Here is a 12,603-nt window from a genome sequence, read left to right as displayed (position 1 = left end):
GATGAACGGGTCGGTGGCCGGAGGGGCGGCGCGAAGCGTGGATCGCAGTGGCGGGGTGCCGCCGACCGGCGACACCATCCAGATCGGCATCGCGGTGGACATTCCCGAGCCCTGGGGTGCCCAGCTCACCAGGCGCCGGGTCGAGGCCGGCGACCCACTCGCGGTGCCCGCGCACGTGACGTTGCTCGGGCCGACCGAGATCCAGACGACGAGCCTGCCCGCCGTCGAGCGGCACCTGGCCGCCGTCGCCGCCACGCACCTGCCGTTCGCGCTGCACCTGCGGGGCACCGGTACGTTCCGTCCGGTCACCCAGGTGGTGTTCGTCGCGGTGGCAGCCGGCATCAGCGAGTGTGAGTTGCTGGCCGCCGCCATCACCTCGACGCCGGACCTACACCGCAAGGCCCGCTTCCCGTACCATCCGCACGTCACCGTGGCGCAGGACGTGGCACCGGAGACACTGGACCGGGTGTACGAGGATCTGGCCGACTTCTCCGCGATGTTCGAGGTCGATGCGTTCACTCTCTTCTCGCACAGCGGGGAGGCCCGGTGGCAGCCGCGTCGGGACTTCCGCCTCGGCACCTGAACCGTCGGCGACGCGCCGGTCGGTGCGCATCGGAAGCCGGTTGCCACTACGGCGGTGGGAGATCGGCGAGGATGATCGCGTGAACGTGATCGGCTGGATCGAAGCGGGCATCGACCGCTGGGTGAGCGCCGCGCGCCACCGGTCGGGGCTCTTCGATCACGTGTGGCGCGCCGGCACCCTGTACGGCGAGGTGCTGGCCGGGCGGCTGGCCGCCGCGATCGCCTACTACGGCTTCTTCGCGGTGTTCGCCCTCGCCCTTGTCGCGTTCTCCATCTTCGGCGCGATCCTGGAGGACAACGACGACGTCAGTGCGGCGGCAGCCGATTTCCTCAAGGAGAACCTGCCCTTCCTGGACGCCGAGCAGATCGCCAACTCCAGCGGCACGGTCGGTGTGGTCGGCCTGGTCATCCTGGTCTTCACCGGGATCGGCTGGGTGGAGGCCATCCGCTCCTCGCAGCGGCTGATGTACGACCTCAACCAGCAGCCGGGCAATCTGGTGATCCGGCGGCTGGTCGACCTGGGCGTGATGATCGGCATCTTCGTGCTGCTCGGCCTCTCGGTCGCGGCGGTGGACGCGCTGGAGTCGTTTCTGCGTTTCCTGCTGCGCAGCACCGGGTCGGTGGGTCTCACCACGATCAGCGCGGTGCTCAGCGTGCTCGTCAACGCGGTCCTCGCCACCGCGTTGCTCCTCGCGGTGCCCCGGCTGCGGATGAGCCGGTCCCGGTTGCGCCCGGTGGTGCTGTTGGTGGCCGTCGGCATCACCCTGTTGAACACGGTGGGGCGGTACTACGTGGTGCGTACCGAGCGGAATCCGGCGTACACGGTGGTGGCCGGCGCCGTCGGGCTGCTGCTGTACCTCTATCTGCTCAACCAACTGGTGCTCTTCGGTGCCGCGCTCCTCGCCACCAGCAGGAACGGTCGGGTCGTGGACCTGGCGGAGGCCGCCGTCCCGGCGGGCGTGGTCGACGAGGACACCGATCCCGGTACGCCAGGCGGTGCGAGCTGAGGACGGAAGGCGTACAGATGCTGATCTCGGTCGACGCGGACTCGTCGGTGCCGCCGTACGAGCAGGTCAGGGGGCAACTAGCCGAGCTGATCGGCGACGGTCGGCTGCCGGTCGGGTGTCGACTGCCCACCGTCCGGCAGCTCGCCGCCGACCTCGGGCTGGCCGCGAACACGGTGGCCCGGGCGTACCGGGAGTTGGAGGCGGCGGGGTTGCTGGAGACCCGGGGGCGCAACGGCACGTTCGTCGCCCCCGGGCGGGACGACGCCGTCGACCGGCTCCAGCGGGCGGCGGCCGGCTATGCGGCCGAGGCGGCCCGGCTCGGCGTGCCGCCGGCCACCGCGCTCGCCCTGGTCCGCGCCGCTCTGGACGCCGTCCGCCCCGGCTGACCGTCGCCGACCGCCCACCGGACGGGCGGAAACTGAGCCGAAAGCCGCCGACGCTCGCGTTCGCGGACCATGATGAGCCGGTGGGCGCACTCATGACACTGGACCTGCCGGCCGACTCGCCGCTCCTCGGGCTGCCCTGGATCATCACCTTCGGTCCGCTCGGTGACCTCGACGAGTGGGAGCCGGTGGTCTGCGGGCCGTACGAGCGGCCGCACGCGTTGGCGCTGGCCGAGGCGGTGGTGGCCGAGGAGCAACTGATGGCGGTCGTGGAGCCGTTGCTGCCGGCACTGTCCGCCGACGAGATCCGCAGTGAGATCGCCGCCGCGCAGGTCGCCGCCGAGGACGAGGCCCGCCAGGTCGAGGGCGCCGACCTGTACGGCGACTTCGAGGACGTGATCGACGAGGAGTTGGACGCGGCCGCCGACGAGGCCGGCCACGGCGCGCCCACCGAGCCGCCGGACGAGGCCGAGGTACGCGACGGCTTCACCCGGATCGCGGCGCTGCTCACCGCGAAGTGACAGCGGGGGCCGTCAGCGGGTCGGCGGACCGTCCAGCACGCAGAACTCGTTGCCCTCCGGGTCGGCGAGCACCGTGAACCGTTCGGTCCCGGTCTGCCCGACGTCGACGTGCCGCGCACCGAGGCTCAGCAGCCGTCGTACCTCGGTTTCGGGGTCCGCGTCCGCGACCAGGTCGAGGTGCAGTCGGTTCTTGCCCCGCTTGGCGGTGCCCGAGCCCTGCAACCACACGGTGGGGGCGGTGGCCGGCGTCCGCCCCGGTGGCCAGAGCCTGGCGCTGCCGTCGTCGCCCCGTTCGACCTCGTAGCCGAGCGCCGCGGACCAGAACGTGACCATCACGTCCAGATCCTCGACATCGAGCGTGCACTGCGCGATCCGTACCCCCATCGGTCACCTCCGTAGCGACGGTGTCCGATGCGGTACCCACGACGGGTGCGCGCCACACCGACAGCGGCCACACGGACACCGGCGCCACGCGGAGCGAACTCCGCGTGGCGCCGGTGACACCTCACCCCCCACCACAAGGGGTCGGTAGCCCAGCCGCCCGTCGGCGCGGGGCACAACGAACGACCAGGTCGAGTGGTTGTTACCCGTTCAGCGCCGTTGTAACCAGGCAGCCGCGTCAATCGGCAGCAGGTGGTCGCCGTCCGGTCCGGTGAGGGCGTCGCTGGCGACGAGCGGCTGACCGTACCCGTCGATCCTGACCGGCGTGCCGCTGAGGTTGACCACGCAGATCAGCGTGCTGTCGCCGGCGATGCGGGTGAAGGCCAGCACGCCCGGCTCGCTCTCCAGCCAGGTGATCCCGTCGGCCTCGTCGGCCAAGGCCGGGTGCTGGTGGCGGATCCGCAGCGCGGTCCGGTACAGCTCCAACGTCGAGTCGGGCACGCCGGTCTGCGCGCTGACGGACAGTGCCCGCCAGGTTGCCGGGGCGGGCAGCCAGCTCAGCTCGCTGCCGGCCGGGCCGAAGCCGTACGGGGCCAGCTCGCCGCTCCACGGGATGGGCACCCGGCAGCCGTCGCGGCTCTCGCCGGTGCGCAGGAACGCCGGGTCCTGGCGCAACTCGTCCGGAAGATCGAGGACCTCCGGCAGGCCCAGTTCCTCGCCCTGGTACAGGTAGGCGCAGCCGGGCAGGGCGAGCATCAGCAGGCTGGCGGCGCGGGCTCGGCGCAGCCCTTCGACACCGTCGCCGTAGCGGGTGACGTGCCGCTGCTTGTCGTGGTTGGACAGCACCCAGGTGGTCGGCGCTCCGACGACGCTCGCCTCGGCCAGAGCCGTGTCGATCACCTTGCGGAACGAGTCGGCCGACCAGGTGGCGTCGAGGAAGTCGAAGCTGAAGGCCTGGTGCAACTCGTCCGGACCGATGTAGCGGGCCAGGCGCTGGGGCGTCTCGGCCCACGCCTCGGCGACCGCCATCCGACCCCCGGGGTAGCTGTCCAGGATGGGTCGCCAGGCGCGGTAGATCTCGTGCACCTCGTCCTGGTCGAAGTAGGGGAGCCGGCCCCTGCCGAGCAGCTCGACCTGGCGCTGGCCGGTGGTCGTCGTGCTGAAGCCGACGTCCGGCAGCCCCTCGGCCTTGATCATGCCGTGTGCCACGTCGACGCGGAATCCGTCCACGCCCCGGTCCAGCCAGAACCGCAGCACGTCCTCGAATTCGGCACGGACCTCCGGGTGACGCCAGTTCAGGTCCGGCTGGGCGGGGTCGAACAGGTGCAGGTACCACTGGCCGTCGGCGACCCGGGTCCAGGCGGGGCCGCCGAAGATGCTCTCCCAGTCGTTCGGGGGCAGTTCGCCGTGCGTGCCCTGGCCCTCGGCGAAGAGGTAGCGGGCCCGCTCCGGCGAGCCGGGGCCGGCGGCGAGGGCGGCGGTGAACCACGGGTGCGCGTGGGAGGTGTGGTTGGGCACCAGGTCGACGATGATCCGCAGACCGAGGGCGTGCGCGTCGGTGATCATCGCGTCGAAGTCGGTGAGGGTGCCGAACATCGGGTCGACGTCCCGGTAGTCGGCGACGTCGTACCCGCCGTCGATCATCGGGGAGGTGTAGAAGGGTGTCAGCCAGAGCGCGTCCGCCCCGAGGTCGCGCAGGTACGGCAGGCGTTGCCGAATGCCCTGGAGATCGCCGGTGCCGTCGCCGTCGCTGTCGGCGAAGCTGCGGACGTACACCTGGTAGACGACCGCGGAACGCCACCAGCGGTGATCATCGGTGTGCGACGGGGTGGCGGTGCTGATCATCGGAGCAATATGCCGCCCCGGAGCTGCAAGAGTCAAGCAGATCTTGCGTAAGGCAGACGCGCGGTGCTCGGCGCGACCGCGGTGGAGCCGCGCACCACCAGCTCCGGGCGGAACAGGTACTCCGAGTGCGGAGCGCCGTACCCGTTGATCTCGTCCACCAGGGCGCGGACGGCGGCCACCGCCATCGCGGTGACCGGTTGCCGCATGGTGGTCAACGGCGGGTCGGTGAACGCCATCAGCGGCGAGTCGTCGTAGCCGACCACGGAGACGTCGTCGGGCACCCGGAGGCCGCGTTGGCGGGCCGCCCGGATCGCGCCGAGCGCCATCAGGTCGGAGCCGCAGACCATGCCGGTGACGCCGCGGTCGAGCAGCCGGCCGGCCGCCGCCTCGCCACCCTCCACACCGAACAGCGACAGCTCGGCCAGTGGGCCGAGGTTGGCCTCCGCCACACCGGCGAGTCGGGTCATCGCCGAGCGCCAGCCGGACACCTTGCGCTGCACCGGAACGAACCGGTCCGGGCCGGTGATCAGGCCGATCCGTCGGTGCCCGAGCGCGACCAGGTGGGCGACGGCCAGTTCGGCGGCCTCCCGGTCGTCACAGGAGACGAAGGGGGCGCCGACGTCCGGCACGTGTCCATTGATCATCACCACCGGCAGCGGCCGGGCGAGCAGCGCCCGGTAGCGGTCGTGGTTGGCGGCGGTGTCGGCGTGCAGACCGGAGACGAAGACGATGCCGGAGACCTGCCGGTCCAGCAGCATCTCCACGTACTCGTCCTCGGTCACGCCGCCGGCGGTCTGGGTGCAGAGCACCGGGGTGAACCCGCTCTGCGCCAGGGTCGACTCGATGACCTGGGCGAAGGCGGGGAAGATCGGGTTGTCCAGCTCCGGCACCACCAGGCCGACCAGCCCGGCGCTGCGCTTGCGCAGCCGGGCCGGGCGCTCGTAGCCGAGCACGTCCAGTGCGGTGAGGACGGCCTGCCGGGTCTCCGGCGCCACGCCGGGGCGGTCGTTGAGCACCCGCGACACCGTGGCCTCGCTGACTTCGGCCTGCTGGGCGATGTCGGACAGTCGAGCGCGCATGGCGGCACTTTAGCCCACCGGCAAGTTCTTGCCGCGTGCTCTGCAAGCCCTTCCATAATCTGCAACGCCTTGCTGTGCCCCCGCAGCATGCGAGAGCTGAGCTCGGGCTCGCGCCCCTGCTGGTCGGTGCGAAGGTTCGACGCGGGGGTTCAGGACGATCGCGGGGTCGCGCCGAGCAGGGCCGCCACTCCGGTCAGGTAGGTCGCGCGGTCCGGGACGCCGGTCAGCAGGCGCTGGATGAACCAGCCCGGGACCAGGCCGAACAGCGCAGCCCCGGTGGCCTCCGGGTCGGCGTGGGCGGGGAGTTCGCCGGACCGCTGGGCCCGCCGGACCAGGGCCGTGAAGTGCTCACGGAAGCCCGTGTACGTGTCGGCGACGAAGGCAGCCAGTGCCGGGTCGCGCTGCGACTCGCCCCAGACCTGGATCGCGATGCGCAGCGCACCATCCTCGTCGAGCTGGGTCTCGACGTACGCCAGCACCCGGTCGAGCACCGCCAGCAGCGGCAGTGGCGGGTCCTGCCGGGTCAGCTCGGTGAGCACCTGACCCGCGCCGCCGATCGCCTGCTCGGCGATCGCGTTGATCAGGTCGGTCTTGCTCGGGAAGTAGCGGTAGACCGCGCCCACCGAGAGATCGGCCTCGGCGATCACGTCCTGCATCGAGGTGCGATGGAAGCCCTCCCGCAGGAAGCACCGGCGGGCGGCCTCGACGATCTGCCGGCGGCGGGCGGTGCGGTGTTCTTCGGAGACCCGTGGCACGTCGCACAGTGTAAAGCGAACACTCGTTCTTGACGCAGCGGCGGCTCGCGGCGCACTCTTCTACAAAGAACGAGCGTTCGTTTTAGGAGATTGCCATGCCCCCGTCACCCACCCGCAGCCGTTCGCCGTTGCAGCTCGCCCTCCTGGTCGCCCTCCTGGCGGTGGCGGTGCAGGCGCTGCTCGTACCGCTCTTCGCCGCTCCGGCGGCCAACCTCGCCCCCCGCGACCTGCCGATCGCCGTTGCTGGGCCGGCACCCGTGGCCGGAGACCTGGGCGGCCGGCTCGCCGCGGCCCGGCCCGGCGCGTTCGTGGTGACCACCCTGCCGGACGCCGAAGCGGCCGACCGGGCGCTGCGCGACCGCGAGGTCTACGCGGCCTTCGTCGCCGGCCCGGACGGTGTGGCCCTGCACACCGCGCCGGCCGCCAGCCCGATGGTCGCCGTACTTCTCGCTGAGGCGGCCGGGCAGGTCTCCGGCGGCCGGCCGGTCCCGGTGGTGTCGGTGGTCCCCGCCGATCCGGACGACCCCCGGGGTGCCGGATTCGCCGCCGGCTTCCTGCCGTTCGCCATGACCAGCCTGCTGGCCGGTGCGCTGCTGACCCTGCTCGTGCGCGGGCGGACCGCCCGGCTGGCCGGGTTGGCGGCCTACGCCGTGCTCGCCGGGGTGGCGGGGGTTGTCGTGCTGCACGACTGGCTTGGCGTGATCGACGGGAGCCGGCTCGCCGAGGGGGGCATGATCGGCCTCTTCACACTCGCCGCCGCGGCCACCGTCGCCGGGCTGGGTGCGGTGCTCGGCCGGCCGGGGATCGGCCTCGGCGCGCTGCTGGTGTTCCTGGTCGGCAACCCGCTCTCGGCTGTCTCCGCCGCTCCCGAACTGTTGCCGCAGCCCTGGGGCGAGATCGGGCAGTGGCTGCCGGTCGGCGCGGGCGGCACCGCGCTGCGCTCCGCCGCCTTCTTCGATGGCGCCGGTGCCGGGCAGGCGGTGGCGATCCTCGCCGGGTACGCAGTGGCGGGGCTGCTCCTGGTGCTACTCGCCCGGCGGGCCGGATCGGCGCCGGTGGTCGGCGGTCCGGCGGCGGCCGAGCGCTCCGCGGTGGCCGCGGCCTGATCGGTCCGGCCGCAGGCCGGGTGCCTGCTCGTCGGGCGGGGCGTGCCGGGTCGGCGCGCCCCCCTACTACAAACTGTCGTTGATAGGGAAGGATGAGCGACGTGGAAGCACTGCGACTCATCCTCCTCTATGTCCATCTGATCGGCTTCGCCCTGCTGCTCGGCGGCTCGATCGCCCAGTACCTCAGTGGCCGGATCCGGATCAACCCGGCGATGCTCTGGGGGGCGGTGATCCAGTTGCTGACCGGGCTCGGCCTCTCCGCGCCGCTGCGCGACGGCGACGAGCCGGCGCCGGCGAAACTTGTGACGAAGTTGGTCATCGCGCTGCTGATCTTCGTCATGGTCTTCTTCTCCCGGAAGCGGGACGTGGTAAACCGTGGTCATTTCCTCGCGATCGTCGGTCTGACCCTGGTCAACGCGGCGGTCGCGGTCTTTTGGCGGTAACGTCCGAGGGGGGGACCGGCCCCGAAAATCCGGACGTTGCGGACGCCCTGGGACTCGCTTACCAGCACGAAGCGTGACTTGCCCCACGCAAGGGTTACACCCGGGTAACAGGCGCTCAACAGTCGTGCACGATTGTCGGCCGGTGGGTGGGCGCGGGCGTACGCTCCCGTCCGTAACGTGGGACAGCCGGCGGCACACCGCAGGTCGGCTGATGGGCTGCCACCGCACTAGGCGCGGTGAGCAATGGGAAGGAGACGTCTTGCGCTCGGTGCGTGGGATGCGGATCGCCTCGATCTTCGCGGTGGGTGGGCTCGCGCTCACCGCCGCCGCTTGTGGCGAGGCCCCCAAGGATGACAACAACGCCGGCAGTGGCGCCAAGAAGTTCAGCGCCTGCATGGTGACCGACGTCGGCGGCATCGACGACAAGTCGTTCAACACCTCGGCCTGGAAGGGTCTGCAGGAGGCCAAGGCCGCCAACGACAACATCGACATCAAGTTCGTCGCGTCGAAGGCCGAGGCCGACTACGAGCCGAACCTGACGCAGTACGTCAACCAGAAGTGCAACTTCATCCTGGCGGTCGGTGGCCTGATGGCCAACGCCACCAAGAAGATCGCGACGGCGAACCCGAACCAGGAGTTCGGCATCGTGGACTCCGGCTCCGAGCTGGAGAACGTCTACCCGATGCAGTTCGACACCGCGCAGGCCGCGTTCCAGGCCGGCTACCTGGCCGCCGGAATGACCAAGACCGGCAAGGTGGGCACCTACGGTGGTCTGCCGATCCCGCCGGTCACCATCTTCATGGACGGCTTCGTCGACGGTGTGAAGTACTTCAACACCACCAAGGGCAAGAACGTCCAGGCGCTGGGTTGGAACAAGGAGACCCAGAAGGGCTCCTTCACCAACGACTTCGCCAAGCAGGACGAGGGCAAGAAGGTCTCCGACGCGCTGGTCGCCCAGGGCGCGGACATCATCATGCCGGTCGCCGGCGGCTCCGGCCTCGGCACCACCGCCGCGGCCAAGGCCTCGGGTGGCAAGTACAGCACCATCTGGGTGGACGTCGACGGCTGCGAGAGCACCCCGGACTGCTCGGCGATCATCACCACCGTGGTGAAGAACATCCCGGACGCCGTCAAGGAGGCGGTGGTCAAGGCCGCCGCCGGCGACAAGCTGCCGGCCAAGCCGGGCTTCGTCGGCACCCTGGCCAACAGTGGTGTCTCGATCGCCCCGTACCACGACTTCGACAGCAAGGTTCCGGCCGAGCTGAAGGCCGAGGTCGACAAGATCAAGGCGGACATCGCCGCCGGCACCATCACCGTCACCTCGAAGGCCCAGCCGACCAAGTGACGACCGGCTGGCCCCTCCAATGAGATCATCGGGGGGTCGGCGGGGGACAGGTACGACCGACCGGCCGCTCTGGCCCCGCGGGTGACCGTGGGGTCGGAGCGGCCGATCGCGCACCACGTCAACCGGCCGCTCCGGTCGGGTCGACGGCAGCTAGGCTGCACCATCGCTCGCACTCCAGGAGGTTGCGCTGAGACTCGAACTGCGCGGCATCACCAAGCGGTTCGGTGATCTGGTCGCCAACGACCACATCGACCTGACGGTGGAGCCTGGAGAGATTCACGCCCTGCTCGGCGAGAACGGCGCGGGCAAGTCGACACTGATGAACGTGCTCTACGGGCTCTACCAGCCCGACGAGGGCGAGATCCTGGTCGACGGCAAGCCGTTGAAGCTGAAGGGCCCGTCCGACGCGATCGGCGCCGGGATCGGCATGGTGCACCAGCACTTCATGCTGGTGCCGGTCTTCACCGTCGCCGAAAACATCATGCTCGGCGCCGAGCAGACCCGGGGCGGCATCGCCGGCTTCCTGGACCGCCGTCGCGCCCGGCGCGAGGTCACCGAGGTGTCCGAGCGCTACAACCTGCGGGTCGACCCGGACGCCGTGATCGAGGACCTGCCGGTCGGCATCCAGCAGCGTGTCGAGATCGTCAAGGCGCTCACCCGCGACGTCGACCTGCTCATCCTGGACGAGCCGACCGCCGTGCTCACGCCGCAGGAGACCGAGGAACTGTTGACGGTCATGCGGTCGCTCAAGGCGGCCGGCAAGTCGATCGTCTTCATCACCCACAAGCTGGGCGAGGTCAAGGCCATCGCCGACCGGATCACGGTGATCCGACGCGGAAAGACCGTCGGCACCGCCTCGCCGCAGGCCAGCCGGGACGAGCTGGCGGCCCTGATGGTCGGGCGCAACGTCCGGCTCACCGTGGACAAGACCCCGGCCACGCCGGGCGACCCGGTGCTGGAGGTGGCCGGGCTCGTCGTCGACGACGACCGGCAGATCCGCGCGGTCGACGGCATCGACCTGACCGTGCGCGCCGGTGAGGTGCTCGGCGTGGCGGGCGTACAGGGCAACGGTCAGACCGAGCTGATCGAGGCGATCATGGGCCTGCGCCCGGTGCTCGCCGGCACGGTCAGCCTGGTCGGGGACCGGATCGACGGCTGGAAGCCCAAGAAGGTGCTCCGCGCGGGCGTCGGCTACGTGCCCGAGGACCGGAGCGTGGACGGCCTGGTCAAGGAGTTCAGCGTCGCGGAGAACCTGGTGCTGGACATCTACGACCGGCCGCCGTTCGGTGCCGGGCTCGCGCTGAAGCCGGAGGCGATCGCCGCCTCGGCGAAGGAGCGGATCGAGCAGTTCGACGTCCGTACCTCATCGGCCGACGCGGCGGTCGGCACCCTCTCCGGCGGCAACCAGCAGAAGGTGATCGTGGCCCGGGAGTTGTCCCGGCCCCTGAAGCTCTTCATCGCCGCCCAGCCGACCCGTGGCGTCGACGTCGGGTCGATCGAGTTCATCCACAGCCAGATCATCCGCGAGCGGGACATCGGCACCGCCGTCATGGTGGTCTCCAGCGAGCTCGACGAGGTGATCGGGCTGGCCGACCGGATCGCCGTCATGTACCGCGGTCGGATCATCGGGATCGTCGGCCCGGACACCCCGCGCGAGGAGATCGGCCTACTGATGGCCGGCATCAGCCCGGACGCGGCCCACGAGCGCGACCCGGACGCCGTGCCCAGCGACGGGCCGGCCACCGACGGGAGCCCGGCGAGCGACCCGGGCTCCGCGAGCGAGGACGAGGCATGACCAACCCCCCAACCCCGCAGCCCGGCTCGCCGGACAAGGAGCCGGCGAGCGAGGCGCAGGCCGCGCAGAACACGCTCGGCAACACCGAACGGGCCGAGGTGGCGACCGAGCCGGGCGGCTCAACGTCCACGCCGGAGCAGAAGCCGAGTCTGGGCCGGTTGTTCATGGACAACCTCTGGGCGGCCAACACCTTCACGGTGACCCTGCTGTCGCTGGTGCTGGCGATCGTGGTCGGCGCGGTGCTGATGATCATTTCTGATCCGACCGTGCTGTCCACGTACTCGTACATCACCTCCCGACCGTCCGACGCGATCAACTCCAGCTGGACGCTCGTCAGCGAGGCGTACGCCAACCTGTTCAAGGGCTCGGTCTTCGACCCCGAGGCGTTCTCCGGCTGGGTGAACGGCACCGGTAGCTGGCAGGCCGTGCTCGCGCCGATCTCGGAGACGCTCACCTACGCCGCGCCGCTCGTCTTCACCGGCCTGTCGGTGGCGCTGGCCTTCCGGGGCGGCCTGTTCAACATCGGCGCCCAGGGTCAGGCCACCATCGGTGTGATCATGGCGGCCCTGGCCGGCTTCCTGCTGCCCCTGCCGCCCGGCCTGCACCTGCTGGTGGCGGTGCTGGCCGGCGCTCTGGGCGGAGCGATCTGGGGTTTCATCCCCGGCATCCTCAAGGCCCGTGCCGGCGCGCACGAGGTGATCAACACGATCATGCTCAACTACGTCGCCACGTACTTCCTCACCTGGTTGATCGTGCAGAACGGCGTGCAGGACCCGAACCGTACCGACGCGATCAGCAAGGCGGTGGACACCTCCGCCCAGCTGCCCCGACTGCTCGGCGACAACCTGCGGGTGCACGCCGGCATCCTGATCGCCGTGCTGGCCACCTGGGGGGTCGCCTGGCTGCTGAACCGTTCGACGCTCGGCTTCGAGCTGCGGGCGGTCGGCGCCAACCCGGACGCCGCCCGCACCGCGGGCATCAGCGTCACGCGGACGTACATCCTGATCATGGTCTTCGCCGGCATCCTGGCGGGCCTCGGTGGCTCGAACATGGTGCTGGGCTCGACCGCCAGCGCGTTGACCCCGCTGGTGGTCGCGCAGATCGGCTTCGACGGCATCCTGGTGGCGTTGCTGGGGCGGGTGAAGCCCTGGGGGGTGCTGCTGGCCGCGTTGCTGTTCGGGGCGTTGCAGGCCGGCGGCAACCGGATGCAGTCGTACTCCGGGATCTCGCTGGAGCTGGTGACCGTGCTCCAGGCGCTGATCGTCATCTTCATCGCCGCGCCGGCCCTGGTGAAGGCGATCTTCCAGCTCCGGGCCGCGCGCGCCGCCCGGTTGCAGACGAGCCTGGCGAAGGGCTGGTAA

Annotated in this window: 13 protein-coding genes; 9 read left to right on the top strand and 4 right to left on the bottom strand. The window is 70.8% G+C overall.

The window, feature by feature from the left end:
- Position 1 precedes the first annotated feature (1 nt).
- The 4 genes from AB0O48_RS02825 to AB0O48_RS02810 all read left to right on the top strand — a co-directional run bounded on the left by AB0O48_RS02825 (position 2) and on the right by AB0O48_RS02810 (position 2,493).
- Positions 2-583, top strand: coding sequence for a 2'-5' RNA ligase family protein (locus AB0O48_RS02825; RefSeq protein WP_357241392.1), 582 nt, complete (start codon positions 2-4; stop codon positions 581-583).
- 79 nt (positions 584-662) lie between these two features.
- Positions 663-1,589: a YhjD/YihY/BrkB family envelope integrity protein gene (locus tag AB0O48_RS02820; RefSeq protein ID WP_357241395.1), complete on the top strand. Its 927-nt coding sequence runs from the start codon at positions 663-665 to the stop codon at positions 1,587-1,589.
- Between the two features lie 17 nt (positions 1,590-1,606).
- The gene (locus AB0O48_RS02815; protein ID WP_357241398.1) at positions 1,607-1,975 is read left to right on the top strand and encodes a GntR family transcriptional regulator; all 369 of its coding nucleotides are present in this window, start codon (positions 1,607-1,609) and stop codon (positions 1,973-1,975) included.
- A gap of 80 nt (positions 1,976-2,055) precedes the next feature.
- Entirely contained in the window at positions 2,056-2,493 is a 438-nt protein-coding gene (locus AB0O48_RS02810) for a hypothetical protein (RefSeq protein WP_357241401.1), read from the top strand.
- A 12-nt stretch (positions 2,494-2,505) separates the two neighbouring features.
- On the opposite strand, the gene AB0O48_RS02805 is transcribed toward AB0O48_RS02810, so the two are convergent.
- The 4 genes from AB0O48_RS02805 to AB0O48_RS02790 all read right to left on the bottom strand — a co-directional run bounded on the left by AB0O48_RS02805 (position 2,506) and on the right by AB0O48_RS02790 (position 6,553).
- Positions 2,506-2,877, bottom strand: a complete 372-nt coding sequence (locus AB0O48_RS02805) for a VOC family protein (RefSeq protein ID WP_357572712.1) — start codon at positions 2,875-2,877, stop codon at positions 2,506-2,508.
- A gap of 207 nt (positions 2,878-3,084) precedes the next feature.
- Positions 3,085-4,719 carry a glycoside hydrolase family 13 protein gene (locus AB0O48_RS02800; protein WP_365062522.1) on the bottom strand — a complete coding sequence of 545 codons (1,635 nt, stop codon included), beginning with the start codon at positions 4,717-4,719 and terminating at the stop codon, positions 3,085-3,087.
- A 32-nt stretch (positions 4,720-4,751) separates the two neighbouring features.
- Positions 4,752-5,798 carry a LacI family DNA-binding transcriptional regulator gene (locus tag AB0O48_RS02795; protein ID WP_357241410.1) on the bottom strand — a complete coding sequence of 349 codons (1,047 nt, stop codon included), beginning with the start codon at positions 5,796-5,798 and terminating at the stop codon, positions 4,752-4,754.
- Positions 5,799-5,947: 149 nt separating this feature from the next.
- A complete protein-coding gene (locus AB0O48_RS02790; RefSeq protein ID WP_365062520.1) occupies positions 5,948-6,553 on the bottom strand; it encodes a TetR/AcrR family transcriptional regulator in 606 nt (201 codons plus the stop codon).
- A gap of 95 nt (positions 6,554-6,648) precedes the next feature.
- Here AB0O48_RS02790 and AB0O48_RS02785 point away from each other — a divergent pair, with 95 nt between their 5' ends.
- From AB0O48_RS02785 to AB0O48_RS02765, 5 genes are all read left to right on the top strand, one after another.
- Positions 6,649-7,659, top strand: coding sequence for a hypothetical protein (locus AB0O48_RS02785; protein ID WP_365062518.1), 1,011 nt, complete (start codon positions 6,649-6,651; stop codon positions 7,657-7,659).
- A 101-nt stretch (positions 7,660-7,760) separates the two neighbouring features.
- Complete coding sequence (locus AB0O48_RS02780; protein WP_357242364.1) at positions 7,761-8,102, top strand: hypothetical protein; 342 nt, start codon at positions 7,761-7,763, stop codon at positions 8,100-8,102.
- Between the two features lie 277 nt (positions 8,103-8,379).
- Positions 8,380-9,447 carry a BMP family ABC transporter substrate-binding protein gene (locus AB0O48_RS02775; protein ID WP_357242367.1) on the top strand — a complete coding sequence of 356 codons (1,068 nt, stop codon included), beginning with the start codon at positions 8,380-8,382 and terminating at the stop codon, positions 9,445-9,447.
- A gap of 187 nt (positions 9,448-9,634) precedes the next feature.
- Entirely contained in the window at positions 9,635-11,242 is a 1,608-nt protein-coding gene (locus tag AB0O48_RS02770) for an ABC transporter ATP-binding protein (protein ID WP_357572736.1), read from the top strand.
- The gene (locus AB0O48_RS02765; protein ID WP_357241419.1) at positions 11,239-12,603 is read left to right on the top strand and encodes an ABC transporter permease; all 1,365 of its coding nucleotides are present in this window, start codon (positions 11,239-11,241) and stop codon (positions 12,601-12,603) included. The genes AB0O48_RS02770 and AB0O48_RS02765 overlap by 4 nt, the downstream gene beginning before the upstream one ends.

The sequence above is a fragment of the Micromonospora sp. NPDC085948 genome (assembly GCF_040686315.1).
GTDB lineage: Bacteria > Actinomycetota > Actinomycetes > Mycobacteriales > Micromonosporaceae > Micromonospora.
The sequence above is the reverse complement of the archived record's forward strand: the minus strand, read 5'-3'. Positions and strand labels throughout refer to the sequence as shown.

Bases quoted from the DNA above. Each gene is read 5' to 3' on its own strand.
- AB0O48_RS02825 (WP_357241392.1), top strand. From the start codon at position 2: ATGAACGGGTCGGTGGCCGGAGGGGCGGCGCGAAGCGTGGATCGCAGT.
- AB0O48_RS02815 (WP_357241398.1), top strand. From the start codon at position 1,607: ATGCTGATCTCGGTCGACGCGGACTCGTCGGTGCCGCCGTACGAGCAG.
- AB0O48_RS02805 (WP_357572712.1), bottom strand. From the start codon at position 2,877: ATGGGGGTACGGATCGCGCAGTGCACGCTCGATGTCGAGGATCTGGAC.
- AB0O48_RS02800 (WP_365062522.1), bottom strand. From the start codon at position 4,719: ATGATCAGCACCGCCACCCCGTCGCACACCGATGATCACCGCTGGTGG.
- AB0O48_RS02795 (WP_357241410.1), bottom strand. From the start codon at position 5,798: ATGCGCGCTCGACTGTCCGACATCGCCCAGCAGGCCGAAGTCAGCGAG.
- AB0O48_RS02785 (WP_365062518.1), top strand. From the start codon at position 6,649: ATGCCCCCGTCACCCACCCGCAGCCGTTCGCCGTTGCAGCTCGCCCTC.
- AB0O48_RS02775 (WP_357242367.1), top strand. From the start codon at position 8,380: ATGCGGATCGCCTCGATCTTCGCGGTGGGTGGGCTCGCGCTCACCGCC.
- AB0O48_RS02765 (WP_357241419.1), top strand. From the start codon at position 11,239: ATGACCAACCCCCCAACCCCGCAGCCCGGCTCGCCGGACAAGGAGCCG.